Annotated in this window: 22 protein-coding genes and 1 tRNA gene; 14 read left to right on the forward strand and 9 right to left on the reverse strand. The window is 57.1% G+C overall.

Annotated features, from left to right (window positions below; translation table 11 throughout):
• On the reverse strand, positions 1-1,071 hold a 1,071-nt coding region (locus tag Q7U39_16405; GenBank protein ID MDO9119543.1), incomplete at its 3' end, for a molybdopterin-dependent oxidoreductase.
• Positions 1,072-1,627: 556 nt separating this feature from the next.
• Between Q7U39_16405 and Q7U39_16410 the strand changes: the two genes are divergently transcribed.
• The 6 genes from Q7U39_16410 (at position 1,628) to Q7U39_16435 (ending at position 4,550) form a co-directional block, all read left to right on the forward strand.
• Positions 1,628-1,702 (forward strand) — tRNA-Gly (locus Q7U39_16410).
• Positions 1,703-1,891: 189 nt separating this feature from the next.
• Entirely contained in the window at positions 1,892-2,698 is an 807-nt protein-coding gene (locus Q7U39_16415) for an HNH endonuclease (GenBank protein ID MDO9119544.1), read from the forward strand.
• Positions 2,699-2,730: 32 nt separating this feature from the next.
• Complete coding sequence (locus tag Q7U39_16420; protein ID MDO9119545.1) at positions 2,731-2,991, forward strand: hypothetical protein; 261 nt, start codon at positions 2,731-2,733, stop codon at positions 2,989-2,991.
• A gap of 16 nt (positions 2,992-3,007) precedes the next feature.
• A complete protein-coding gene (locus tag Q7U39_16425; GenBank protein MDO9119546.1) occupies positions 3,008-3,385 on the forward strand; it encodes a hypothetical protein in 378 nt (125 codons plus the stop codon).
• The gene (locus Q7U39_16430) at positions 3,376-3,849 is read left to right on the forward strand and encodes a hypothetical protein (GenBank protein ID MDO9119547.1); all 474 of its coding nucleotides are present in this window, start codon (positions 3,376-3,378) and stop codon (positions 3,847-3,849) included. The genes Q7U39_16425 and Q7U39_16430 overlap by 10 nt, the downstream gene beginning before the upstream one ends.
• Complete coding sequence (locus tag Q7U39_16435) at positions 3,846-4,550, forward strand: sigma-70 domain-containing protein (protein ID MDO9119548.1); 705 nt, start codon at positions 3,846-3,848, stop codon at positions 4,548-4,550. Before Q7U39_16430 ends, Q7U39_16435 begins: the two co-directional genes overlap by 4 nt.
• Positions 4,551-4,664: 114 nt before the next feature.
• Here the strand turns inward: Q7U39_16435 and Q7U39_16440 are convergent, their stop codons facing one another.
• From Q7U39_16440 to Q7U39_16475, 8 genes are all read right to left on the reverse strand, one after another.
• Complete coding sequence (locus Q7U39_16440) at positions 4,665-5,072, reverse strand: LuxR C-terminal-related transcriptional regulator (protein MDO9119549.1); 408 nt, start codon at positions 5,070-5,072, stop codon at positions 4,665-4,667.
• On the reverse strand, positions 5,060-5,494 hold the full coding sequence (locus Q7U39_16445; GenBank protein MDO9119550.1) for a hypothetical protein: 435 nt from the start codon (positions 5,492-5,494) through the stop codon (positions 5,060-5,062). The genes Q7U39_16440 and Q7U39_16445 overlap by 13 nt, the downstream gene beginning before the upstream one ends.
• A complete protein-coding gene (locus tag Q7U39_16450) occupies positions 5,491-5,844 on the reverse strand; it encodes a hypothetical protein (GenBank protein MDO9119551.1) in 354 nt (117 codons plus the stop codon). The genes Q7U39_16445 and Q7U39_16450 overlap by 4 nt, the downstream gene beginning before the upstream one ends.
• 1,062 nt (positions 5,845-6,906) lie before the next feature.
• The gene (locus tag Q7U39_16455) at positions 6,907-7,701 is read right to left on the reverse strand and encodes a hypothetical protein (GenBank protein ID MDO9119552.1); all 795 of its coding nucleotides are present in this window, start codon (positions 7,699-7,701) and stop codon (positions 6,907-6,909) included.
• 663 nt (positions 7,702-8,364) lie between these two features.
• Positions 8,365-8,664 carry a hypothetical protein gene (locus tag Q7U39_16460; protein MDO9119553.1) on the reverse strand — a complete coding sequence of 100 codons (300 nt, stop codon included), beginning with the start codon at positions 8,662-8,664 and terminating at the stop codon, positions 8,365-8,367.
• Positions 8,665-9,495: 831 nt separating this feature from the next.
• Positions 9,496-11,646: a Z1 domain-containing protein gene (locus Q7U39_16465; protein ID MDO9119554.1), complete on the reverse strand. Its 2,151-nt coding sequence runs from the start codon at positions 11,644-11,646 to the stop codon at positions 9,496-9,498.
• 92 nt (positions 11,647-11,738) lie between these two features.
• Positions 11,739-12,599: a hypothetical protein gene (locus Q7U39_16470; protein ID MDO9119555.1), complete on the reverse strand. Its 861-nt coding sequence runs from the start codon at positions 12,597-12,599 to the stop codon at positions 11,739-11,741.
• Complete coding sequence (locus Q7U39_16475; GenBank protein MDO9119556.1) at positions 12,596-13,756, reverse strand: DNA cytosine methyltransferase; 1,161 nt, start codon at positions 13,754-13,756, stop codon at positions 12,596-12,598. Before Q7U39_16475 ends, Q7U39_16470 begins: the two co-directional genes overlap by 4 nt.
• Before the next feature lie 506 nt (positions 13,757-14,262).
• On the opposite strand from Q7U39_16475, the gene lexA reads away from it, so the two are divergent.
• From lexA to Q7U39_16515, 8 genes are all read left to right on the forward strand, one after another.
• A complete protein-coding gene (gene lexA, locus Q7U39_16480) occupies positions 14,263-14,805 on the forward strand; it encodes a transcriptional repressor LexA (protein MDO9119557.1) in 543 nt (180 codons plus the stop codon).
• Between the two features lie 30 nt (positions 14,806-14,835).
• Positions 14,836-16,020, forward strand: a complete 1,185-nt coding sequence (locus Q7U39_16485; protein ID MDO9119558.1) for a hypothetical protein — start codon at positions 14,836-14,838, stop codon at positions 16,018-16,020.
• Positions 16,020-19,058 carry a DNA polymerase III subunit alpha gene (locus tag Q7U39_16490; protein MDO9119559.1) on the forward strand — a complete coding sequence of 1,013 codons (3,039 nt, stop codon included), beginning with the start codon at positions 16,020-16,022 and terminating at the stop codon, positions 19,056-19,058. The genes Q7U39_16485 and Q7U39_16490 overlap by 1 nt, the downstream gene beginning before the upstream one ends.
• Complete coding sequence (locus Q7U39_16495; GenBank protein MDO9119560.1) at positions 19,033-19,986, forward strand: DUF72 domain-containing protein; 954 nt, start codon at positions 19,033-19,035, stop codon at positions 19,984-19,986. Before Q7U39_16490 ends, Q7U39_16495 begins: the two co-directional genes overlap by 26 nt.
• A 269-nt stretch (positions 19,987-20,255) precedes the next feature.
• A complete protein-coding gene (locus Q7U39_16500) occupies positions 20,256-21,089 on the forward strand; it encodes an HNH endonuclease signature motif containing protein (GenBank protein ID MDO9119561.1) in 834 nt (277 codons plus the stop codon).
• Positions 21,090-21,512: 423 nt separating this feature from the next.
• On the forward strand, positions 21,513-21,857 hold the full coding sequence (locus Q7U39_16505) for a hypothetical protein (protein MDO9119562.1): 345 nt from the start codon (positions 21,513-21,515) through the stop codon (positions 21,855-21,857).
• A 393-nt stretch (positions 21,858-22,250) separates the two neighbouring features.
• Positions 22,251-23,243 carry a tyrosine-type recombinase/integrase gene (locus tag Q7U39_16510; protein ID MDO9119563.1) on the forward strand — a complete coding sequence of 331 codons (993 nt, stop codon included), beginning with the start codon at positions 22,251-22,253 and terminating at the stop codon, positions 23,241-23,243.
• Positions 23,244-24,161: 918 nt separating this feature from the next.
• Positions 24,162-25,595, forward strand: a complete 1,434-nt coding sequence (locus tag Q7U39_16515) for a PAS domain S-box protein (GenBank protein MDO9119564.1) — start codon at positions 24,162-24,164, stop codon at positions 25,593-25,595.
• Positions 25,596-25,726: the final 131 nt, after the last annotated feature.

Below are 25,726 nucleotides of genomic sequence, written 5' to 3' on the forward strand. Positions count from 1 at the left end.
GCCGTCGGACTCCGGACGCAGCGGCATCCAGTAGTCGGCACGATAGGCGGTTGGATTGTATTCGGGCGTGATGACGACCACGCGGGCGCCGCGCTCGATACATTCCAACTTCCAGTGCGCTTCCGGCATCTTGTTTTCGACGAAGTTCTTCCCCCAGCTGGTGTTCAGCTTGGAGAAGCGCATGTCGGACAGGTCGATGTCGGAACCCTGAGCACCAGACCACCAGGGGTGGGCTGGGTTCTGGTCGCCGTGCCAGGTGTAGTTCGACCAATAACGGCCGCCCTGCGCCTGTTCCGGGCTGACCTTCCGAATCCAGGTGTCCAACAACGCGTTGATACCACCGTTCATACGGGTGTTGCCCATCTTACCGAGAATACCGAGCACCGGCATACCTGCGCGATGCTTGAAGCACCGAGTACCTGCGCCCTTCATCATTTCGATCATTTCCGGAGCATAGCCCTGCTCGCGGAGACGACGCGCACCAGCCTCACCGCTATACCGCGTGGCAATGATCACCATCGCCTTGGCGGCATAGGTAAAGGCCGTATCCCAGGACACGCGAAGCATGTCGTCCAGGAAGCGGCTGTCAAACTTGTATTTCCGCTTGGTGTCTGGCGTCAGCTCGGGGGAACCGTCGTCCATCCACGCCTTCCAGCCTTTCCGCATCAACGGACCCTTCAAACGATAGGGGCCGTACACGCGGCGATGGAAGGTGAAGCCCTTCAAGCACATGCGCGGATTGTGCGCGAACGTGCCGCGGTTGCCGTAGAGGTCTTCATAGGTTTGGTGGTCATAGTTCTGCTCGACGCGCATGACCACACCGTTCCGGACGAAGGCCCGGATGCGGCAGGCGTGCGTGTCGTTCGGCGAACAACACCAGGTGAAGGATGAATCGTACCGGTATTGGTCGTGATAGACACGCTCCCACGAACGATCCGGATAGTCACCCAGCGGGTTCCCGACTTCAATGACCGGCTGGAGCGCGGTCAACGCCAGGACCTTGTCGGCCACCGCCACCGCGGCGACCGTTCCCGCAGAGACTTTCAAAAACTGTCTGCGTGACAAAAACATTGTGAACACCTCCTAAGTTGAGGGCTCAAAGAGCCCGCGTACCCTTTACTTCCGCACAGCTGAACTCCACCACCCCCCTTCCTGATGGATCTGCCCAAGAACCCACTCTCGTGTTTAGCTAAATCAAGCTCGTGATTCTTGATCTCGTTAGACATCTGGTGAACATTCTTGGTCATAACGGCACTTCGTTATCGCAATATCCAAACCATTGTTTTTGCGCAGGATCGCAATGGACGCAAATTTACAAGTTACTGTTATATAAAGACTATACGATCTACTACCGTGACAGGATCAAAATTCATGATCAGGCCATCAATGAGTAGTTCATGTACCAATGGCCCTAGTACGGATAAGACATAATTGCAGTAAGCGCTATAAAAACAATGTGTTGGATGGAATTCTGACTGCAATTATCTCGCGCTACCATTTGGTAACGACTTAGTCTTTTGTGGCCCAATTCATAAGCTGCTTGATTCAACCAATTTCTTGGAACGAGCGGCTTGACAGTACATGCCTGTCTCAGTAGAATCCCCCCTCTTCTTGAGTCCTCTTGAGAGCGGGAATAGCTCAGTGGTAGAGCATCGCCTTGCCAAGGCGAGGGTCGAGGGTTCAAATCCCTTTTCCCGCTCCATATTTACCTCACATACGTTTCTCTGGCGCCCAAAGCTGGCGCCCATTCTCTGAACCATAAATAGCTAATCGTCCGGCGGGCCCCAGCGCCCGCTGTGCCACTCCTCTGCCTATTTGATGCCGGCAACATCACTTTCCCGGCATAAAAATAGTCCGCCCTACCCCTCACCGCGCCCTAATACTCCCCAGTATGAGCGCGACGAATCCCACATATCTGATCTCATATGATCTCCCAATTGAGGTCAATCAGGCCGACTACGAGCTGCTCAGCCGGATCTTTGAGACCGTCACGATCAACGGGGATTGCTGGGAGGCCGCCGGGCCGCGCAACTCAACATCTCGCTACGTACGCCTGTCGCGGTGCAGCAATCCGTACCAGATCGGCTACGTCCACAGGTTTGTCTGTCACCTCTACCACGGCCTCCCGCTCAATCACCGCACGCACGAGTGCCACCATCTGTGCGGCAACAGAGTGTGCTGCCGGCCTAGCCACCTCGTACCACTCTCGATCGCTGAGCACCACTCGGCGACTCACTCTGCCGGGCAATACCTGAGCGGGGATCAGGTGAGCTGGTCCGTCCTCACCGAGGCTCAGGTGGTCGCCTACCGCGCCCGCTACGCCGCAGGAGAAACCTGCCCAGCGCTAGCAGAGGAGGCAGGGGTCACACGGGTCACGCTGTGGTACGCGCTCATGGGTCGTGCGTACAGGCACGTGCCTGGTGCGGTCACAAATATCCACTTTCGTCGCGACGACAGAGGATCGAAACACACCAAGGCAGTCCTCACTGAGCGCCTCATCCGCCCAATCTACTACGCGTTTTGGGGTGGGTACCTGGACTCCGTGCAGCTCGCGAAACGATTCGGGGTGGACGACGAGACGATCCGCGGCGTTGTGCACAACGTGACCTGGACGCACGTGCCACGCCCAGTTGTGCGGATTGGGCGGGTCAAAATTGGGCCGAGACACTATCGGGTCATCAAGAGAAAGGGGGCGTAGCGATGAGTACAAACAATCCAAACGGAGGTCCTATGGGTCAGATAACGGCAAAAAAGCATGCGGCGAAACTGAAGCGGCAGGCGGAGCGCGATGAGGCCATCCGTCGTGAGGAATTTGGGAAGGGTTACCAAGCAGGTCTCATGAGCGGATTCGGAGACGGATTTATCGAGGGGCAATGCGCAGGGTTCGAGGAAGGGGTCAGCGGTGGGTATACCCGCTGTGCTGCCAACTACAAGAACCGCTCATTCTGGGCCCGCCTCCGCTACCTCATCAACCCCAACTCCGTCATCTAGAGCAACAGGAGGGATCATGGCCACTACCACCACGCGCAAACCAGCACAGGCCCCTGTAGGGGGCAAACGCCCTGCATTACGGGCACACGCTGAAGCAGCGTGTGTGGCGCAGCCCTCTGATCCCTCCTCCTCGCTCGAGGACAGCGCGGCGTATGCGATCGGCTACCACGCGGGCATGGCAGAGGGGCAGAGAATCGGAGCAGAGCGTGAGCGTGCGGCATTGACGACCGAGGAATCAATCGGCGAACGCATCAATCGGATGCTCGCACTAGAAATGTACCCGTTGCGCGAGCGGGCCACGGACATCGTGATGAGCTGGATCATCTATTCGACTGGGGCGGCTATCGTGGTCGGCTGGGGGATCGCAATCTGGAGATTTTTCAAATGGATGTAATCGTACGCACAACATTCCACGCGACTCTGGCGGTCCTCGGGCTCTCGCCCGACTCTCAGCACCCCCTCTGCGACTGGTGCGGCAAGAAGGCCGCGGACGGCGAGGCGCACGGCCGCTGGTGGTTCCACCAACGTTGCCGCGACAAGGCCGGGCAATTCATGCTGCGCTCGCTCATCCATGAGGCCGTCGAGTGGGTCTACAACGAGGCGTCCCCAGCCCCCGCTTGCGCGCTCAACACCAAGCCCCACCCGGCGGCCCTCACGGAGAAACAGTTGGCCGATGTATTGGCGCTCAAAACGTGGGGGTTCGGGCAGGTCGAGATCGCTGAGCGCCTAGGTGTCAATCAGGCCAGCGTATCCAGGGCCCTGCGCAAGGCGGAGGAGCGCGGCATCCGGCCGGCACGGATCCGGGGGGAGCAGTTGGGCATCCAATGGTTTGGGGAAGAAGAGGGAGAGTCAGCATGAACACACACACCGATCCAGCCCGCCAGTACGCCTCCACGCTCCCCGAGCGAGTCCTCACGCACGCAGAGGAGATCGCTCTGGGGCAGCTCATCGCCCGGCGCTACGAGCGGTCCGGGTGCGACATCCTGGACCTGATTCAGGAGGGCAGCATTGGGCTCATGAGAGCGGCGGAGAACTACGATCACACACTCGGCTACCGGTTTGCCTCATACGCGGACTGGTGGATCAAAAAAGGGATTCAGCGCGGAGTCATGGAAGACCGGCTTGTCCCGCTCCCCGAGGAGATGGTTGAACGGCTCAATAAAATCAACCGCGTCTCACGCGACATCGTACAGGCATTGGGGCGTGAGCCAGAGGCGCACGAGATCGCGGCAAAAACAGGATTGACGACGGTGCAGGTAGAAAACACGATCAATTCAATTGCGCAGATTGTCTCGATTCATGCCCCTGTCGATGAGTCGGATGGGGACATGACGCTCGGAGATACGCTGGCCGATAAGTCTGCCAGCCCGCTCGAACGCACAGAGGCCTATGACTCTGGGTCCAAGGTTGACCAGATCCTAGGTGCCCTCACGCCCAAGAGGAGTTCGTGGTCCGTGCCAAGTTCGGCTTTTTCGAGGAAGAGATCACACAAAAGAAGGTCGCCAGGGAGCTGGGGATCAGCGACGAGAGCGTGCGGGAAATCGAGCACGGCGCGATGAGCAAACTGAGAGAGCGGCACGGGGACGTGCTGGGATCGCTGATGGAGCGCGAAGAGGATGCGGCATGATGAGCGGGCCCTCTTCACGGGGGCCGGCCTCCCTTCCCTCCTCTCGTCACACCATCCCAGCCACCTGCTCCACGGCCAACCGCACAAGCACCGCCGTGGTTTCGGCCCCCGCGTACTGCCGCATGGCTCTCAGCGTCAGGTCTAGCGTTTTGAGTGACAACCCCAGACACGCGGCGATCTCTCTCTGCGTGTTGCCGCGCAGCACCAAATTCAGTACCTGTTGCTCGCGCCGCGTCCACGACAAATTCCTATTTGTCCCAGGCACCCAGCCGCGGAGGATGCCGTGCCGCAGCAATGCGGCACGCCCGGAGACCCCCAGGGCCCTGTAGACGCGCTTCGCCAGGGCTGCAACGCTGTGGCGCCGGAGCCCCAGCTCCTGCCCGATCTCTCTGTACCGTTTGCCGGCGAGCAGACCTGCGCACACTTGATGTTCCCGAGGCGTTAGTCGTTCCATCCCGCCACCTCCTGGCTCTGAATCATCTGTGCCCGCGCGCGCAGCCCGTTTCTGTACCAGCGCACCGGGAGGATAGATATGTGGTCCGACCCCAGCGCGCGCTCGATTTCGTAGAGGATGCACGCGAGCAGCGTGACCGACTCGATGCCAAGCCGTGACCCGGTGTACCCCGCCCCAAACGCCTCTGCCCGGCTAACGGGAATGCGCAGGCGCTCCACGTCATATCGCACAGGCGACTGCAGCCGGATAGTCTCGGCCACCCACATGATACGGACCGCCCACTCAGCCGGAGTGACGACGGCGAGGTGGTAGAGGATGCGCGCCCAGACCTCGGCCTGATTCGTCGGCATCATCGTGCTCATCTCCCACCCTAGCCCCATGAGCTCCTCGTACGATGGCATCCACGTTGTCTCCTCGATCATTGGCTCTCTCCTTCCTCGATGATTTGCATCTGCTGGATCCTGATCGCCGGCCTGTAGCACGGCACCATCTCTGGCCCCGTATAGTCATCCAGAATCAGGTCAATGGCCCCGACGAGCATCACCGCATCACCCTCGCTGGCCCATGCAATTGATCCAGCAACCGACCCCTGGGCAAAACAGGTATGCCGATATTCGAGCAACACGCACGTGCCCGTGTGATCCGGCCACTCGCCACAGCTGCGCAGCTCGAAATACACGTAGAACGTCGTCCCCGGCGGGACAATGCGCATGATCGGCTCAGTCGCGATCCGACCGCTGAGCTCTACTCTGTTTGTGTCGATTGGTTGCATCCGATCCTCCTTTGGTTAGGAGGCGTGACTGAGTTGGCCCGTAGGGGCTATACTCCCAAGATGACACGCGGGAAACTACAGGTGGTCAGGCTGCAGGAGTACGATTGTCCATTTAAAATCGAGAAGAAGAGAATCGTGAGAGCGATGAGTGCATGGAAGAAGAGACTCAATGGGACGATTCTAGATCTAAGAGGATCAGTACGGCCGTCTGCGCACCCGGAAGATTTTGAGAAGATCCGTCAGTCTGTGAAACTCACACTTGGGAAGAGGTACGGCGGAGGAGGATCTTCGTAGAAACCTAGCCGCTCAGATTCGCGGACGAGCTCATCGAGCACGCGCCGGCGTGCTGCTTTTTCCTCGTCGGTCCTTGTGCGCGACTCGTCCATCACAGAATTCTGGTCCTGGGGGTCTGGCGATGTCAATGCACCCTGTGCACACGCATCACGTAGCGGGCTTGAGAGGAGGTCAAATTGCCGTTATAGGCGAGAAGGGCTAAGTCCTGAGACCCGTAGTGCCTAGTGAGGTCTCTCAGATATCGAGCCGCCAGGTTAATTTGGGCGACAGGACGAGCGGACTCCCGCACTAACCGCACCGGCTCCTGCTTAAAGTCCTCGGTATATCGACGTCGTGTGACGACTGCCATTCTGCCATCCGATTTCCTCATTCTGCTCCTTATGGAAGTGTCTGTACAATCGGGGGAGGCTCAGGATTAACCTGAAAACTGGGTCCGGCCCGACGATGCCGGTCAACTCCACTGCGTTGGTATCGATGTGATTGGGCATGCATTGGATGGCTCGGGACCATTTAAGGGGGGGGGGGGGATAGAATCACGGCGACCGAATCCTGTCGCTGGGTGTCGGACCGTATGATCCCCTCTCAATCAATCTACCTCAACATCGACTGAGCCGTCGCAACGGATTGGGGGGGGTGATGAAATCAGGTGTTCCGCGTGTGGGCAAAGGAATATCGATAGATGCAAGCATCCGAAAAAGAGGATATGTCCCAACTCTGCCACCCAACGGTTGAAAGATCACCGTTGGTCTCACGGTCGAAAGATCACCGTCAGATTGGCAGAGTGAGCTGCGTCGCGGGAGCACCGAGGGACTGGGAGGGGGTCACGCGGCCGAGTGGCAGATCGGGAAAGTTTTTCAGGGAGTACAAAATGACCTTTTTTTTATCTGCAATTGGTTCAATCTTTGCCTCCGCACAGCTTTTAATAGAGAAGACCTTGTTAAGATTTTTCCAGATCGCAGGAGCGGCTTTGATCGCTTCTTGAACTTTCTCAAGAGGAATCTTGTCGGAACACTTGATGAGTAAGTGGAAATGTAATTTATTGTCCTTGCTGAACTTAATGGTCCGGTTTCCCGAAAGCAGGCCCTGTGACTGTCGCCGCAGCTTCGCGCTCGTTTTCTTATCACTGCCTTTATCGGCAAATGCAAAAATGAGTGGCTGGCGTTTCTTGTTGTCGGATGAGTACCAGTGGGGCCCGAGGAGTTCTTGGTAGTAATCCTTTATGAATTGATCCAACAGCCGATATGCCAATTTCATGTTGAATTTCCCGCCTAAGGTAAGGGTGCCAAAATGGGTAAATCCTTTCCTGAATATAAATGTGTTCCACGCTGGCTTTTCGTCAATCGTCCCGATGTCCAAGATCTCATCGATAACATGGCCCATCTCATCCTTATTTAGGCTGCGCCAGAAAGAGAGGCGTTCCGATGGTGAAAGCTTCTCTAGCGCACTAAGGAGTTGGTCGCCCAGCACTGCATCCTCCGCATCATCAACCTGCTTTGGATATTCTGAGATCACTATATTCAGAGGTCCCTTTGGGCGCGGCCGATTCCCTTTGAGGCGATACATAGACAATTCCCCCTCCCGGCAGATCTTCCGTGAGCGTGACGAAGGACTATCCTGGGATTGGCAGGGCCCTATGCCAGAATTGGCGGAAGGCGAGACAATGCCACGCTGTAGGCGTCACGCTACGGAGCGATATGTGATGAAGGACCGACTTTATGATCGGTCCAGATGAGGATGGCGCGGGATTGGGCCATCCACCGGAGGCAGGCGTCTCGCCTGATCTGGTACCTTGCGCGCCATGCAGATGCATGAGGGGCGAGGTGCCGCCGCCCATGACAGGCAGCGGGAAGCTAGGTCATCGCTTGATACGATAACCATTTACTTTTTAGTATGCGGCAGATACAGAATCCTTGTCAAGTCTTGGCCAGAGCCAGTTTCAGCCATTCTTCCGTCGCGACCTCGGCGAGAAACATCTATAGAGTGCTAGAAGTAGAGAGGCGGGATAGAGCATAGCTGTGCACGGGAATCGATTTGTGCTCAGGATTGATCCCCTGCCTTTTGGCAAAGGCATGCTTCCAAGAAATCTTCGCAAGTTTGCCCCTTCTCAAAGAGCTGACATTTATTCATGCTTGTGTCATCCCCGACCCAATTACCCCCAAAGGAGTGAATGACAACGCCCTTGATTATTCACTAAATCATTGAAAATCATGGAATGGAAGACCGGAGTCATTCCCAGATTACCTCACAAGCGAGATATTCCCGAAGCACGATTCTGACTCTATATCCGCCGCCAGAATCGACCCTATAGCGATAGTTGCCATCCTGAACAATCAACCATCCCTCACTGAAAACGTCGGAGCCAGCCACCAGGAGCCGTTGCATGGCGCGACTACCAACTTCCGGCCACAAACCCATATCGTGGCCATCTTCGAACGCCGATCGCTCCGTCGCAACCATGACTGCAAGCGGTCTGAAGCCGACGTAGGACGGCAGGTCGATCTGCGGTTCGTTCTGTTCGAAAGCCATATGGCATCTTGCGAGCTTCAACACGACTGCTTTTACACGATCGTGCTCTACGGACCATTGAGATTGGCCGTCGTATTCTCTTTTGGCACCTTGCAAGCGCCGTAGCAATGCAGGGCTCTGAGTCAGCTTTCGAGCGATCCTCGGGCGTCGGATCGTCGCAGGATCGACATCACCCGCAATAAGGCATTCAAGCAGACAGGCAAGATATTCCTCGTCAGGAGACAACGCATTATTGCAGCTAAGGCAGGACGGGCACACCATGAGGTTCTCTGGATAGGGTTCATCGAGAAGCACTTTGGACGGTACGTGGTCACTCGTTTCGTCAGCGCGGCCGCAGTGAACGCAGAACCCCTTATTCCTCAGGTCTCCATAACAGGGGAAATATTGCAATTCTCTCTCCGTGCTCGCGTGGCTACCTACCTAAGAAACGGCGAAGGCGAGAGGTGATCTGCACATTCCTTCGCAGATCGCATTCCCAGATGACAAGCACGCGCCAATCTTTTGTCTCAAGTGCAGCAACATTGGCAGCGTCGCGCGCGCGGTTTCGCGCAAGTTTGTTCCGCCAATAATTTACATTCGTTTTGGGAGTTCGGCATCCTCGTCTGCAATCGTGTCCGTGCCAGAAGCACCCATGCACAAACACCACCTTACGCCGCCCGATAAAGACTAAGTCTGGTTTGCCCGGCAAATCTTTCCGATGGAGCCGATAGCGATAGCCCAGCCCAAACACTAAACGGCGCACTTGCATTTCCGGAGCGGTGTCGCGTCCCTTCACTGCACGCATGATGCGACTGCGCTTTTCCGTCGGACAGTTCGTGCCCATCCCCCTTGTCAATCTGATGCGACTTTGGTTGCAAAAATGCACGACTCTACCGTGCCGGGCGCCGCAAGGATGGGCCACCAGAACCTATGCCCTGACCAACCAAGATCTTTCGTTCCTTCTTGCTGAAGAACAATGAGGGCCGGCTTCGACCGGCTTGGATCAAGCACCAATCGCCGAATATCGGAGCCACCCAGAATTGAAAGACCCGATTTGTCACCAGACTTTTCTCTCGAAAGTCGCCGCCCTGTTTCAGCTACCAGAAGGACTTTACCGTCACCACCATCCCGTACGTCCGAGTAGTAATCGATAAGACCGCGCAATGCGTCCCATTCAAACTCGTTGTCGGAAAACTCTAAAGTCGTCTCTATTAATTTCAAAATATCTAGGGCCTCTTTGCGGTCGATCTCGACGAATGCCTTCTTGTCCCGAATGTCGATTGGGATCATCTTACCCAAAGCGTCTTGCGCTTTCCTCATGTCGCGGCCTGTACGGGTTTGAAAGCCAGTTGGCAGATAGAGGCCATTCGGCCTCATTGCGACAATATTGCTCAGAAGCACCTTATTGGGCGCACAAGGCCGCACCCTGCCTCCCACATCGGATTGGATGAATACGACGCCTTGCTCGTGAGTGCCGTTCTCAAACGCTTCGCGCAAAGCATTTTCAAAGGCATTGATCGTATAAAGACGGTCATACACGTCTAGTGATGTGTGAAAGCGCGTTACTGCAAGATCACGGCGGTCGCGGTTACCATACATTCGAGAATGCTGAAGAACAGTGTCAGCCTGCATTGTTTTGGGATTGCGGCCGTAGTAGAACGCAATCAGATTAGGGATAGTAATGCCTCGGTCGAGAATGTTTCCACCAACAAATATGTTGTACGGGGTTCTTAACTTGAGCTCGGCTTTATCGTCCAGAAGCGCCATGACGTCTTTGTCGGAGTTCACCGTTTCCCGCACCACATCGTCGCTTTGCAGCGCCTCGATAAACATCTTGAAAGCCAACCCCTTATTTGGCATTCGCCCTCGATTGGCTTGGACTGAGACGTTCAAGTCTGCGTATGCGGCATCAAAAAGTGGATTGAGCGTTTTGGGTGCCGTGGCTGCCTCTTTAGTAATTGCTTCGAATACCCACTCGATGACCTGATTTTGCCACGTGTGCGCTGCTTTCTGCGTGTCATTATGGATAATCATCGAGTATTTGCGTTTCTTCTCCCCGACTTCTTCCTGCTGCCAACGCCGTATGCACGCACCAAGAATGAACGTGATTATTGCGCGTACCAATCCAGTGGTGTTCGGCGAATCCAACACGCGACCTGCATTAATACGACGTTGATCGGGCTTGCGGAGGGCGTCTTGTTCTTCGCGCTGTACTTCGACGATTAGGTGTGAGCGCGGGTCGTCATCGTCGGTAGATATGAAATAGTCGTCGCCGCCGACATAGCCGCTGTGAATTGGTAAGAGTTCTGTGAAAGCCGGCTTCTTGGGCTTAAAGACGTAGCTTTCTTCGCCTGCTGGTTCGTACTTTTCAGGTTGAAGATAGAGAGAGTATGGCGTTGCTGTAACCTGAAGAAATGCGACTTTAGCGACGAGCCGCCGCAAGTCGTCCATTTGCTCAGCGATTTTACCTTGCTCGATATCTTCAGGGTGTTCTCTTGAGGGGACGAAACGAATGCTTGCCAAGTCGGCTTCGTCGTCAATTAAAAGGACGTTCCGACTTTTTAGATCAGGGTAATCTTTATCGAAAAACTGAATTAGTCGCCGTAGGTTAGCCGTTTGTTTTTTTGCTACGATTACAAGTTTTCGTCGCAGTTCGCTTTTAATTAACTTTCCCGGCAGTTGCATGATATCGAGGACAAGAAACTCATCTTCTTCGATAAACTCGCTAAAGTCACTGGCCAAACGCGCCACTGTTTGGGCGGATAATGTTTTGGTTCCTTTTGTCAGAACGACAGCGATATCAAAGCCGCGATCAAAAGCGCAAGCAATAACACCGACAAAGGCGCGGGTCTTCCCAGACTGTATTTTCCCGAGAAGCATGCCAGGACGATCACTGGTAGTGGAGGTGTCTTCTAATTGTTTGACAACCCGATCGATGCACGCCGCAAGCTCGTCATCGTCTTGACGGCGGTATCGGAGCCGAGCGTAGAACCCTGTTGTCATAAACTTAACCTTCCAAGATGTTGATGTGTTTTCTGGGCCGTATAGGGCTCCTCACCTCTTGTATCGTCTGCCGCCCTGCGGCGGCATCTTTGTCATGATCGCCTGATTGCGGTGGGACCGGACTGGCGCTGAACAACAGCGTTACGCGTGATTGTGGTGGCACGCACGGTATCCGCGCCCTCATGCGAGACCGCAAAATTCACATAGTTAAGATCATTGTTATCCACACGGAAGCAGTTCGCGAAGGCCTGCAGTAGCTCCACATCCTGCAGCCGCTGCGGAGGAGGATTTGGGTTGTTGCGGGGGGATGGGATCGTCGCCGGCAACAGGTAAATGCAGGGGGGCGGCAAACGGTAGTGACTTAACGCAGTGATACGCGGATCGTTTTCGCCGGTCAGCTTTGGACAGGGGCGGCCAACCGTGCCACACACCATGTCCCAGATGATAACTCCGTCTACGCGTTGCTCCCGTGAAATGATTTCCGCGCTCAACCGCGTATGAATCCCCGACCAAGCATTGAGTTGCGGGTCAGCTCCTGGATTTGTGCAAACGCTCCAAATGATGAATTCTTGCGCGTGCGGGGGGCGCTCGAAAATGTTGGTGTTATTGCCGTCAAGGCAGCCCTTCAGCTCGATCACTGCCACACGTCCGCTCGGCATGGTCACTGTGTAATCGTGGCGGTTTTCGCTGCCTGCCGAATTCCATTCCCTGATGAAATTTCCGTCCTGCATGTGATTCAGGATGTGCTGCACAAACTCGCGCTTATCGCGCATCGTGGCGGCGAACTGGCCGCGAATCCGCTCGATCGCTCCCCTGAAGAGGCCGCTATTATAGAACTCCAGCTCGTCGAGGCCGTGTTCGCCAAGCTGGTGCGACTGCGTTTTCAGGACTTCAGCGAACTCACGAATTTTGATTTGCAGCTCTGCGTTTTGCTGACAAGGAATCACGCTCACGCGGCGACCCGTGAGCGTGAGATCCGCGCTGCCAGCAGCGGTTCGAAGATATGCTGCGCCAGGTGACGCACCACGGGAACCGCCACGCCATCTCCGGTCAGATGATAAGCCTCGTTGTAGCTCGCCGGTAGTTCGTAGTCATCAGGCAGTCCCATCAGGCGCGCCGTTTCGCGCGGCGAAATCAACCGCGACCGCACGGTCTTTCCATCGACGATCACGATCACTTGGCGACTCGATCCTCCGGCTGGCGTACGCAGACAGCCAGCAATGTCATCAAATCGAATTTCCGCCCGTTGCACCTTGCGCCCAACTTCATCGACCCGTGTTCGCTTATAAACGGCACCAACGATGCGTCGACCGGAGGCTTTAGCTTGGTTGACTTTCTCGCGGTTGGTGTCGCTCATCATCTTCAACAGCTTCGCCGTCTCGCTGGCCGTATGCCATTCGACGCCCACCGGATTATCTTCAATCAAGTCCGCGAACGTACCCGATCGCCTCGCCGGTGCCGAGGGATTCCACCAGAGCCACCTGTCTTTAACGCTTTTGGAGAGCTTCTCGTAAGCATTTAGCAGCCCGCGCGGATGCCACAATGCCGAGGCACCTTCTGCTGTGATGCTCGGCACCATCGGTGCCAAGTCATCGCGGATGCCAATCACGAACAGGCGTGGGCGAGATTGTGGTACGAAACGCACAGCATCCACGATGACAGCACCAAAATAGTAACCTGCTTTAACGAAGGTGGAGCAGATCGCGGCGAAATCTTTGCCGCCATGCGAGGTAAGCGTGCCACATACATTCTCAAGCACAATCAGCTTTGGTCCTCTTTCCTCTTCAATCAAGCCTTGCATCAGACGCCAAAACGGCCAAAACGTGCCGGATCGGTCGCCCTTGAGGCCCGCGCCAGCGCCGGCCAAGGAAAGGTCTTGGCACGGGAATGAAGCCCAGGCGAGATCAGCGATGCCAGGCACATCCGATGTCACGAGCGCACCGACGTCGGCCACCTTCAGCACGTCAGGCGTTTCCCAATTCTTTCGATAGATAACGCTTTTCTTGACATCGAACTCATTGGCGAAGACACAACGCCACTTTGCGCCAAGCCCAGCTCGCGCCATTCCGGCACCGGCAAAAAACTCATAGAATGTATGCGTTGCAGCCATCAGGCAGTCTCTCGGTTGAACAACGGCCACTGGTCATTAACGTACTTTTCCGCCGCATCCCTGACGATCCAGGCCACGGAAACTTTCTTGCCTTTGGCAATTCGTTCCAGCGTGCTGTAAAGCTCTGGCGGAAACGTCACTGAGGCTCGCGTGTTTTTGCGCCTGACTTTTGGTGGCGCGGGCCGTTTGGAATTAGGCACCGTAATCCTCATCAACTGAAGATGCACCACATTACATCATGCCGGTGCAAATGGGAATACCTAATCATGTCATGCCCAGGGCATTCCCGGTCGTGCTCGCGCCAAAGGGCTGGTGCTACGCGCTCCGCACGTACGCCGGTGGGGCCGAGGCGGAAAGCGGAGCACCGGGAGCAACGCCTAGCGAGCGGCATGAACTCCCTAATCTGAAGCCGTCAAGCCATCATAGTCACGTCGCCCCCTTCTTGCACCATCAGGAGCCCACTACCCTTGACAGCCTCTCTTGCCATATGTGACCATTGGTCACTTATGCAACCGGCTGAATTTCGGCAGACCCGTCACCTCCTTGGCCTTACGCAGGACCAACTTGCCCAAAAGATCCGCACCACGCGGCGCTCGATCATTCGCTATGAAGACGGAAGCCGGCGTATCCCGGGCCTGGCGGAAATCGCCCTGCTCTACCTGGCCAGGGGGCACCTCCAGATAGCTGGGATCGTGGCCGCCGGGGCACCGATCGAGCCGATTCCACAAACCGAGCCTGTGGAGGTCCCTAAGAGCATGATCGGTCGTGGCGAGACCTTTGCTCTGCGGGTGAAAGGTGAGTCGATGCGGGATGAGGGCATTCTTCCCGGGGACGTGGTCGTCGTCCAGAAACAGGCGACCGCCCGAAACGGCCAGACGGTCATTGCCCTCGTGAATGGGGAGGCGACGATCAAGACCTACCGGCGCAAGAACGGGGTGGTCGAACTCCAGCCCGCCAACGACACGATGCAGCCGATCGTCGTCAAAGAAACCGATACCTTCCAGATCGAAGGGATCGTCGTGGGCGTCATCCGGCATCTCAAAAGGTAGGTGGGTCATCGCGCATTGTGAGTTCGTCTCATGGATCGTCAGATTGTCTGCGTTGCCATTCCATCGTTCGAGATTGCGGTCGCGCGCCAGCACGACCCGACGCTGTCCACCCGTCCGCTCGCGATTGCCCCACTAACGACCCCGCGTGCGCTGCTTCGTGATGTCTCACCGGAAGCGGCCCAAGACGGCCTCTCCGTCGGCATGCCGCTCGAGCATGCAAGACAGCTCTGCCCCTCCCTCCACGTTCTTGCCCCGAACCCCTCTCGCGTCCAGCGCGCGGATCAGTCACTGCTGAGCGTGGTGACCCGCTATGCCCCGGTGTGGGAACCCTCGCAGCCGGGCTCGTTCCTGATGGATGTGACTGGCACGGCGAAATTGTTTGGCCCAGCCTGCGATGTGGCGGCAAAGGTCCAACAAGAGATCCTGGCCCGGTATCGCTTTGAAGGCATGGCCGGCGTGGGCAGCAATAAGCTGGTGGCGCATACTGCCGCCAGCTTGGTGGAGCCTTCAGAACTGTACGATGTCCGGCCCGGGTCTGAGCAGGTCTTCATGTCGCCGCTTTCCGTCCGTACCTTGCCCGGGCTCCATCGGCCTTGCATGCGGACCGTGCTGAACCGGCTCGACGATTTGAACCTGCTCACCTTGGGAGACGTGGCCGAGAGCCCGCTTGAGGCGTTGACCCTCGTCCTCGGCGACTATGCTGGCCAACTGTCGCGCTGGGCCCAGGGGATCGATCATGTCCCCGTGCTGCCTCCCGCCATTCAACCGGGGCTGGAAGAGACCACCGTCATCGATCCCGATGAGATTGATGATCGGGTGCTCTGGGGGCGACTCCAAGATGTCTTGCAATGGCTCTGCCGCACACTGCGGAGCCAACGGCGGGTCTGCGGGATCCTCTCACTCACGATCCGCTATAGCGATCAGGTCGAGCTTACGAAACGGGCTCCTCTCTCATCGGAGACCTGCTGGGAGGTTGATCTCTCGCCCGTGCTTTCCTCTCTGTTCCAGCGGAGCTTTCGCCGCCGCGTCCGGCTTCGTGCGATGACCGTCAGTCTGACCGGTCTCACGGCCTACGCCGAACAAGGCTCGCTGTTCACGGACCAGCCCACTGAAACGCAGCGACGGCAGGAACGGGCCAAAAACCTGGCCATGGCGCTCGACCGGCTGCATGCCCGGTTTGGGGAACAGGCCATCCGGTATGGGAGGAGTCACTAGTGGGATCCCCCTTTGTTCACCTCCACACCCATTCCTCCTATTCGGCCATGTCGGGCGTGCCCACGCTGGAAGCGCTCTGCCAGGCGGTCCGGAATCACGGCCAGGACACTCTGGCCCTCACGGATACGAACGGGCTCTATGGCGCCATGCGCTTTCTCGACGTCGCACGGCAGGCCGGACTGCAGCCGATTTTGGGGGCGGAACTGGTCCATCAGCAGCACCGCGCGGTCCTGCTGGCCAAGACCCCGGCCGGCTATGCGAACCTCTGCCGGATTCTGTCGGCTCGGCACAGTGACCCATCCTTCGATTGCATCAGCACGGTAGCACGCCATCGCGACGGCCTTATCCTGCTGTCCGATGACCGGACCGCCCTCACGGCCTGGCAGCAGGACTCGGCGGAGGACCTCTTCGTTGAACTGACCCCAGGGCCCCTGATGCACGAGGCGGTGACCGTCAGCCGGCACTTGAGTCTGCCAGCCGTTGCGACGGCGCGAGCGTCTTTCCTTCATCCTTCCGAGTACCAAGCCCACCGGCTGCTGCGGGCCATCGCCCAGAATACGACCCTCTCGCGGCTCCGGGCGGAGGACTGTTGCGCGCCATCACACTGGCTCATGCCCGAAGCGGTGCTGGCCCGCCAGTTTCCCCACCTCCCCGAGGCGCTCACCAACACCCGCCGGATCGCCAAGCAGTGCCACACGGACTGGGACTTCAAGGAGACGATCTTTCCCGCGTTCCGTCAACTGTCGACCCGCGCGGCCTACGAGACGTTACGAGCCAAAACCTATGACGGCGCGAAGTGGCGCTATGGGGAACTGACTGAAGTGGTGAGGCTCCGAATCGACACGGAGCTGATGGTGATCCGGGACAAGGGCTACGCCCACTACTTTCTGATCGTCGATGAAATCGTCCGACAAGCCCCACGGACCTGTGGCCGAGGTTCCGCCGCCGCCGCCATCGTCTCGTACTGTCTCGGGATCACCCACGTCGACCCCATTCGACACAATCTGCTCTTCGAACGCTTTCTCAATCCGGGCCGGCACGACCCGCCCGACATTGACATCGACTTTCCTTGGGATGAACGTCCCCAGATCTTGAATTGGGTCTTCAGTCATTACGGGCATCAACAGGCCGCCATGGTCGCCAACCAAAACACCCTGGCCCCACGCGCCGCCATGCGCGAGATTGCCAAGGTCTATGGGATGCCGGCGGGCGAGATCGGCACGGGGCTTACACTCCTGCATCGACGGGCTGATTTCGTGGCGGTGACACCAGGGCTCACCGCGCAGACCTGGGCGGAGCAGGTCTGCCGGTCGTTGAACCTGAGAGCCCCCTGGCCGGAGATCCTGTCCTGGTCCGTGCAACTCCAGGGGCATTTCAGAAATTTGGGCCTCCACCCCGGCGGCGTGGTCCTGGTGCCGGATGAGATTCGTCGCTATGTGCCGGTAGAGATCTCAGCTTCAGGCTTACCCGTCATTCAATGGGAGAAGGATCAGGCGGAAGACGCGGGACTGGTCAAGATCGATCTGCTCGGCAACCGGTCGCTGGCCGTGATCCGCGATGCCCTCGCCGCCATCACACAGAACACTGGCCGGGCCATCGACTATGCGACCTGGGATCCCATCTGCGATCCCGCCACGAACGAGCTGATTCGACAAGGCGACACGATGGGCTGTTTCTATGTCGAATCTCCCGCCACCAGGCTCCTGCTCAAGAAGCTCTGGGCCGGAATGCCGCTGGCCAGGCGGGCCGAGGCCGACGTGTTCGAGTATCTAGTGGTGGTCTCGTCGATTATCCGGCCCGCCGCCAATGTCTTTGCGGATGAATTCGTCCGGCGCGCGCATGGACACCGCTATCCCTCCCTCCATCCCCTGCTGGACGAGGTCCTCGCGGATACGCACGGGATCATGGTGTATCAGGAGGATGTTATGAAGGTGGCCGTGGCCTTGGGCGGCTTCTCGGTGGCCGACGGCGACCAACTCCGGAAAGTCCTGAGCAAGAAGCACAAAGAGCGGCAGCTACGGGATTACCAGCGGCAGTTCTACGACGGCGCCGCAGCCCGTGGGATCACGCCGTCGATCATCGATCAGATCTGGGCGATGATCATGAGCTTTGCCGGTTACAGTTTCTGTAAGCCCCACTCAGCCAGCTACGCCCAGGTGAGTTTCAAGTCGGCCTACCTCAGAGCGCATTATCCCGCCGAGTTCATCGCCGCCGTGGTCAGTAACCAGGGAGGCTACTACTCCACGTTTGCCTATCTGTCTGAAGGCTGGCGGATGGGCCTGACCATCCTGCCTCCCGACATCAACGCGAGTGACTGGGCCTATACGGGCTCGGGCCGTACCGTTCGGGTCGGATTCATGCAGATCAGGTCGCTAGAGGAAGACTTCGCCAAGCGGATCATTGCCGAACGGCAGGCGCATGGTTCCTACCGGTCCTTGGGGGACTGGCTCGAGCGGGTGAAGCCGGAGGTCGCTCAAGCGACCCTCCTGATCAAGGCCGGCTGCCTGGACTCGATCGCGGGCGAGCTCACCAGACCGGCCCTGCTCTGGCGACTCTTCGCGGCGCAGGCGGCCAAGCCGCCCGGGTGCCTGCCGATTCCGCCGGAGTATACCGTCGACCGAAGGCTGTCCCATGAGCTGGCCCTCTTTGGGTTCCCCCTCAGCTGTCATCCACTGGACCTGTTTCAGGAGGTTGTCGCGCGCATCCCGTCTATCGCGGCGAAGGACTTGCCGCACCATGTCGGGCACCAAGTGACTGTGATCGGTTGGCTGGTGACCGAGAAGATTGTCGCCACCAAGCAGGGGGAGCCAATGGAGTTCCTGACCTTGGAGGATCACACAGCGCTCTACGATGCCACGGTGTTTCCCGCCACCTATCGTCGGTACTGCCATCTGTTGGCGACGAACCACGCCTATGTGGTGACGGGACGGGTCGAAACCCAGTTCTCAACCGTGACCCTCACGGTGCACGACCTCCGGCTCCTGGCGTCCCGGGAGGTGACCACGGAGTGGGATGGGATTGAGGAGATCGCAAGGTAGTCGTACACTGCCGGTCATGGCACTGTCGCCGCTCGTGCGCTTCGGAACCTCGACCTGGACCTACGAAGGCTGGCAAGGCCAGGTCTATCGCAAGCCATACGCCAAGACGGCGTTTGCCCGGGAATGCCTGGGAGAGTACTGCCAATATCAATACAAGCACGAACCGTTATTCAGGACGGTCGGCAACGACGCGACGTTCTATCGCCCGCCGACCGCCAACCAGCTGCGCCGGTACCTCACCCAGATTCCCGAAGACTTCGAGATGTGTTTTAAGGTGTGGGAAGAGCTCACGATCCCGACCTATGCCAAGCAGGCCCGGTACGGCACCAAGGCCGGCCAGCCCAATACCCGCTTCCTCGATGCGCAGCTCTTCAAGAACCTGGTGCTCGCTCCATATCGGGATACGCAATTCGGGCCGCACACCGGCCCCTTCCTCTTCGAGTTCCAGCGCCACGGCTTCTCCAGCGAAGAGTTCTGTGGACGACTCGATACCTTTTTCGCCCAGCTCCCCCCTGATTTTCGCTATGCGGTCGAAATCCGCAACGCTGGGCTCCTTGGGTCAGAGTATCACCAGGTGCTGGAGAAACACGGCGTGGCCCATGTCTACAATCACTGGTCGTATATGCCACCCCTAGCCGACCAGCACCAACGGATGGGGACCTTTACGGCGCCCTTCACCGTGTTGCGGCTCCTGACGCCGCTCAAGATGACCTATGAAGCCGCGAAAAAACGGGCGGAACCCTACAAAAAGATTGTGGGGGAATTGGCGGAGATGCGACGCGATACGGTGGCGTTGGTGCGCAACGCCGTGGCCGAGCAGCGGCGTACCTATGTTTTGGTGAATAACCGCGCCGAGGGAAACGCGCCGATGACTATACAGGCCCTTTTAGATCAATTAAGAGAATCAAAACGACCTGATCTGGAGTAATCGTTTCCGTCACGCCTCACCTTATTCCCATCCCACTCACTAGCATCTAGGTCTGTGGGCTTAGTCGAACCGTTACCCCCGTCATGAGTTGTTGCGACAAATTATAACTGCATTTGGCACAACACCGATGGCCTGAGGTTTACACTTCGCCACTAAAGTCCTGCCATGACAGCAAGCACCAACGTCCCCGCGCCTCGAACTCATGGAGGGGCTCATGACACACAGAAATCCTCGCACCATCCGTTTGCTTAAAAAAAGGAAACGCACCCATGCCTAACTTCCACGAAACTCAACCAAATCAGCACACCCCTGACGCGGCCCTTACCGAGGTCCTCCTCTGGCTCGGCCGGACGCCCTCAGTCCTCGCCGACGTCATTCTCTGCACGCTCCCCGGGCGGCTGCACCGCTCGCAAGAGCAGGAGCTCTACGATGAGCTCTACCGCGTCCTCTCTGACACTGGCTCGCTCTGGGTGTGGGGGAGCAACGCCGGATTATTCGGGAGCAGATTTGAGATGCAGTTGATCGCCGGGGACCTGACTCATGCATGGGGAGGCTGGGAGCGGCCGTTGCTGCGCGAGGATGTCCGCCCTCCGTCGTTTGGCACGATGAGCAGAGAGATGCCGCCATCGATCGTTGAATACGCGCTCAGGGCGACTGGCTCGGCCCCGGGGCGCTTGGTCCTCGATATTTTCCCGCGAGCGCCGCACGTGTCGCAGAAGGTTGGGCGGGATATCGGAGCGCGGGTGCTGACGGTCGGATGCGTATCAGATCTATATGCCGCGCACGCTACCGCGCCTGGGTTTGTGAGGGATAAATTCTTCGCCGACTGGTTCTTACAAGTACTCGAAAAATCGGGCAAATGTTTGGTGTGGCCCGGCAAACCGAACGGCGCAGGGTATGCGAGACTGAAGATTGGTGGAGAGGAATGGTACGCACACCGTGTGAGCTGGATGTTATCGCACCGTAGAGCGATCCCTGAGGGGATGGAGGTTGGTCACGCTGGCTGTGCGGACAAACGGTGCTGCGCTCCGGCGCATTTGAGATTGGTTACAAGGATCGGGAATCTGGATGAGAGATGGGTGGGAAAGCGGCTTGAAGCATAGGTGGAATTTGCCTTGCGTGTCGCTGGCTTGGATGGGCTACTCGTGCTACAGGTCGACTAGGTTATTTTGGTTTTTCCAGTCGTGCTCTAGTCGACTTCGTGGTCGATTTACCGCTCCTGTCGCGGCGTTTCTCATCCAGTGTTGGGGCTGACTCGAACGTGACTTTCCCCTTCAGTCGTCGTACCGCTACCTGATTTCTGATTTTGTCGTCATTCATCCCCACATTATACATAAATGATAAGGAGCAAGAGGGTGTCGGGTCAGGAAGCCGCCTCCCTCCTAGTGTCTCCTACGTACGTACAGCGTCAAGGATGAGCTCAAAAATATTTTTGTAAGACTAGGTATGTGGGTGTAGTCGGCCTCGGCCCATCCGCGGTACAACGCGAATATGGCCGGCGCAACCACCGGCAATTGGAGGCACAGATGGAAAAACGCACTGAGAATATCCAACTCACTCCGGAGCAGGCAATTGACGCGATGCGTCACTCGGCAATCGACATGCGCTCGATGTCGGAGGTCCTGCAGCGGTCGGGTGTCAAATTCCCAAACGCGGATATTGCTCTCTATCTATGGCAGCGCGAGGCTGACCGTGTAGGGTCGATCGCTGCAACTATGGAGAGTCTCCTCACGGACGCGATACGACAGGGACGGCACAAGTGGTGGCGGGCCCGGCTCGAGGACGAAAAACGGGCATCCCAGGCGCGGTATCGCCTGCGCAATGGCTCGATTGACGCCATAGGATCAGTACTGCCAGACGACCAGAACTAACCCGCTACCAAGGAGCCCACCTATGATCTCTGCTACTCACGAATTCCTCACCCACTCAGAGGCAGCGGGCATCGCCCGCTGCCATGGCAACACCCTCCACAATTGGGACCCACCGTGCCGTGAGCGCCGTGGGAAGAAGTGGCTCTACCCACGTGAGGAGTTTTTGGCCTGGCTGAAGGGTCAGAGAGGTACCCCCTCGAAAGAACGGATTGACCGTCCTACGCCTAATCGCCAGAATCGTCGATCTCTCTATCGGCGAGGTGAATAATGAGTGGCGTCGGGTATCGTGACAGAAAAAAGCCTAATGGCGTGGCAACGCACCTAGAGTTCCGTCACCACGGGGAACGATACCGACCTCTGCTCGGGTACAACGTCGGGACTCACGACGAGAAGATGGCGCTAGCGATCAGTATGGCTAACACGATCGTTGCGAATATCGCCGCCGGTAAACAGGACGACGTACGGGGGTCTAGCCCAACCCTCCGGTCCGTTGCCGATGAGCACTATTTCCCGTCTCTCCGCCGGTCCGGATGCGTCGATATGCCACGCATGAAATCAATCGTAAAACGGCTGTGCGAGGCCTTCCCCGGTCCGATTGAGTCGATCAAATTAGCCGGAGTGAACGCCTACATCGATTCCCGCCGCAAACAGAAAGCGGCAAATGGGACAATCAGAAAAGAGGTTGGGGTCCTGCGGCGCATTCTATCGTTGGCTGAGGCTCATGATATCGTCAGAAATAACGCATGCGATCACGCAGAACTACCACCAGAGGTCAGGCGACAGCGAGTGGCATCGGACGAAGAACTCGCGATCCTGTTGGACCGGGCGAGCACAGACATGGGGCGAATGATTACACTGGCTATCACCATAGGATTACGTCAGGGGAAGCTCCTCGAAATCGAGACGTCATGGCTCCGGCGTGTCCGGGATGGACAGCGCTGGCTGCACCCTGAGGCCGGGAGTTCGGTAAAAAAGGGGACGCCAGAAAAAACCCCACTGAACAACCTTGCCTGGCGAGCAATCACGTCAGGGGTGCAGGTTGTTCATGGCCGTATCTTCCGCCGTTGGGCCACCGAGAGATCATTCAAACGGGCCTGGGAACGTTTATTGGCACGTTGCAGGAAGGATCATCCCGGCCTATTCAAGAACCTCCGATTCCACGACTTGAGACACACGTTCACCACGATTCTCAAGGGCCTAGAGGTCTCCTATGAGGTCCGGCAGGCGTTACTCGGGCACAGCATGAAGGGGAGCACCGGTGGATATTCTCACGGTTCCCCTGGCTTTGATCGACAGCTCGTAGAGGCTGTCACGTTGTTGAACAGTTATCTCGTTTCCGCGCTAAATAACGCGGGCGCCAGCGCCCAGAATGCAGTGAATGACTAGTGTTTGTTGGGATTGAGAGTGATGAATTGTGAAATAGAATTGGCAAGATTCGCAAGGATAATGCTTTATAGATCAAGATCTTAACGTTCTTTTGTCGTGCGGCCTTGCCAAGGCGAGGGTCGAGGGTTCAAATCCCTTTTCCCGCTCCAATTTTTCAATCACTTCCTTACAACGCATTTCCCCACTCACCGCTCCATAGGCGGTTTATAGGCGGTCCCAGCGCTAATTAACATGCATCGCCTTCATCCAAGTTCACGGTTTGTCCGCCACAAATCAGTTCGTAAACTTCCCTGAGATCCAGGTAACGTTGGCTCAAACGACCGGTGCAATACACTCTGGGCTAAGCTAGAGTTGGCGGAGGTGGAGGCTCAGAAAGACCGATGCGAATCGATCGCCGAGAACTCGGAAGGAGACTCGATTGCTTAGGCGACGGATGTGACGGCCCTTCTTTTCCGCAGGGTTGTCGAGTGACCGAGATCGATAGATGATGCCCTGACCGCACAGCCTTTCGTCGAGATACCCATTCAGAGATATCTTCCAGTTCGAGGGGGCCAGGTCATACCTTCTTCGGATGAGGCCTTCTCAAGTAGAAAGGTGGAAACCCTTTCGATTTGGGTTGTGACAGAAGTCTTCGACGCCTCCTTGCCAGCTTCTGACCATCAGCCATGATCCAAAGCCCCTAGTAAAATACCGAATTGATTATTTCTGCATGCTTACCGCATACTTATTAAAGTTTGGTGTCCCGATACGACTCCGGCTCACCTGAATAGCTGACAAACCCGCGCATCTCTGTATGGCGGTCATCGATAGAGCATCGCGTCTAGAAGTTTCAGTCCGATGTGCTTCTGAAGATGATTCACCGCTAACGCTGTGCTGGGTTTAATGCCTCGTAAGGTCCCCCCATCTCAGGCTCTCCTGTTGTGCATCCTCCTGGCAGGCTCTCTGTTCCTGCTGGACCTCCACACGCCTCTCGGAATCGCGGACGGCGTTCTTTATGCCTTTGTGGTTATTTTGTCTTTCTGGCTGCCCTCTCCAAGAGCGACCGTTCTTGTTGCAGGATCTTGTACCGGACTGATCATACTTGGGTTTTTTCTTTCTCCTCCAGGAGACGTCTCTTTTGGTATCGCCAATCGAACACTCGCTATTGGTACATTGTGGATGACGGCCCTCTTCAGTATGAACCGCGCAGCAGCGCTTGCCATAGTAGAGAACCGTTATCATGACCTTGTGGGATCAATCCATGCCATCGTGTGGCGTGGTGACAGCAAGACCTTCCGCTTCACCTTCGTCAGTCCCCAAGCAGAAACGATCTTAGGATATCCCGTTCGTCGCTGGATCGAAGAGCCTACATTCTGGCAGGACCGCATCGTGCCTGAGGATCGTGAACGGGTGTTGGCATCCTGTGCAGAGGCGACACGGCAAGGACTGAGCCACCAATTTGACTATCGCATGGTTGCCGCCGACGGGCGGATCGTATGGCTCAGAGATTACGTCAACGTCATCATGGACAACGGCGAGCCGAAAGAATCCATCGGGGTTATGGTGGATATCACTGAAGAGCAACACGCCAAGCAAGCAGTTCAGAACAGCGAGAAACGATTTCAGGCTTTGGTGGAAGTCAGTCCAGACGCCATCTTTGTTAACCGCGGAGACCGGATTGTATTCATCAACGACCGCGGTCTCCGCCTCTTTCGTGCAACGAGTTCCGACCAGATGATCGGCCATTCGCCATCGGAGTTCTTTCATCCCGACTTTCACGAGGTGATCCGACAGCGTATCAAATGGATCATGGAAACGAGGATGCCTTCGGAAATGTTGGAAGAACAAATCGTGTGTCTGGACGGGACCATTGTAGATGTTGAGGTCGCTGCCGCTATGATCATCGACGCCGGAATGCCCGCCATCCAGGTCGTCTTGCGCGACATTACGAAACGCCGGCTGGCCGAACAGGAGCGGGAGGTCCTGATCCATACACTCGGTGAGCGCGTGAAAGAATTGACACTCCTGCAGAAGGTGGCCCGTCTTCTCCAAGACCACGATACACCAGTCGATGAAACCCTGCGAAAGATCGTCACCCTCATACCGTCCGGCTTCCAATATCCAGATGTCTGCGCAGCTCGGATTGTTAGCGACGGCGTGATCTGCACGTCAGAGAATTTTTCCGAGAGTCCTTGGGTGTTGCAATCAAACATCTGCTTCAGTGGGACAAAACAAGGCGAGATCGAGGTCGTGTATCTAAAGGAGCGGGGAGACGAGGCCGAAGGACCGTTTCTGAAAGAAGAGCGGAATCTCCTCAACGGCTTAGCTGAGCAGTGCGCACTCTATCTGAAGAGTATGCATACGCTAGTGTAGTGTCTCAGTAATATCTTTCCAATATTGGTTGGTTCTGGTATCGTCTGGGGTATGTGGAAACCAACCGACTCGTTGCCGATGACGGGAGAACAGAAACAGACGTTGGAGGCGTGGATGCGGGCGAAGACCAG

It is taken from the genome of Nitrospira sp. (assembly GCA_030653545.1).
Classification (GTDB): Bacteria; Nitrospirota; Nitrospiria; order Nitrospirales; family Nitrospiraceae; genus Nitrospira_D.

Coding starts and splice junctions, on each gene's coding strand:
- Q7U39_16415 (MDO9119544.1), top strand. CDS start 1,892: ATGAGCGCGACGAATCCCACATATCTGATCTCATATGATCTCCCAATT.
- Q7U39_16420 (MDO9119545.1), top strand. CDS start 2,731: ATGGGTCAGATAACGGCAAAAAAGCATGCGGCGAAACTGAAGCGGCAG.
- Q7U39_16425 (MDO9119546.1), top strand. CDS start 3,008: ATGGCCACTACCACCACGCGCAAACCAGCACAGGCCCCTGTAGGGGGC.
- Q7U39_16430 (MDO9119547.1), top strand. CDS start 3,376: ATGGATGTAATCGTACGCACAACATTCCACGCGACTCTGGCGGTCCTC.
- Q7U39_16435 (MDO9119548.1), top strand. CDS start 3,846: ATGAACACACACACCGATCCAGCCCGCCAGTACGCCTCCACGCTCCCC.
- Q7U39_16440 (MDO9119549.1), bottom strand. CDS start 5,072: ATGGAACGACTAACGCCTCGGGAACATCAAGTGTGCGCAGGTCTGCTC.
- Q7U39_16445 (MDO9119550.1), bottom strand. CDS start 5,494: ATGATCGAGGAGACAACGTGGATGCCATCGTACGAGGAGCTCATGGGG.
- Q7U39_16450 (MDO9119551.1), bottom strand. CDS start 5,844: ATGCAACCAATCGACACAAACAGAGTAGAGCTCAGCGGTCGGATCGCG.
- Q7U39_16455 (MDO9119552.1), bottom strand. CDS start 7,701: ATGTATCGCCTCAAAGGGAATCGGCCGCGCCCAAAGGGACCTCTGAAT.
- Q7U39_16460 (MDO9119553.1), bottom strand. CDS start 8,664: ATGGCTTTCGAACAGAACGAACCGCAGATCGACCTGCCGTCCTACGTC.
- Q7U39_16465 (MDO9119554.1), bottom strand. CDS start 11,646: ATGACAACAGGGTTCTACGCTCGGCTCCGATACCGCCGTCAAGACGAT.
- Q7U39_16475 (MDO9119556.1), bottom strand. CDS start 13,756: ATGGCTGCAACGCATACATTCTATGAGTTTTTTGCCGGTGCCGGAATG.
- lexA (MDO9119557.1), top strand. CDS start 14,263: ATGCAACCGGCTGAATTTCGGCAGACCCGTCACCTCCTTGGCCTTACG.
- Q7U39_16485 (MDO9119558.1), top strand. CDS start 14,836: ATGGATCGTCAGATTGTCTGCGTTGCCATTCCATCGTTCGAGATTGCG.
- Q7U39_16495 (MDO9119560.1), top strand. CDS start 19,033: ATGGGATTGAGGAGATCGCAAGGTAGTCGTACACTGCCGGTCATGGCA.
- Q7U39_16500 (MDO9119561.1), top strand. CDS start 20,256: ATGCCTAACTTCCACGAAACTCAACCAAATCAGCACACCCCTGACGCG.
- Q7U39_16505 (MDO9119562.1), top strand. CDS start 21,513: ATGGAAAAACGCACTGAGAATATCCAACTCACTCCGGAGCAGGCAATT.
- Q7U39_16510 (MDO9119563.1), top strand. CDS start 22,251: ATGGCGCTAGCGATCAGTATGGCTAACACGATCGTTGCGAATATCGCC.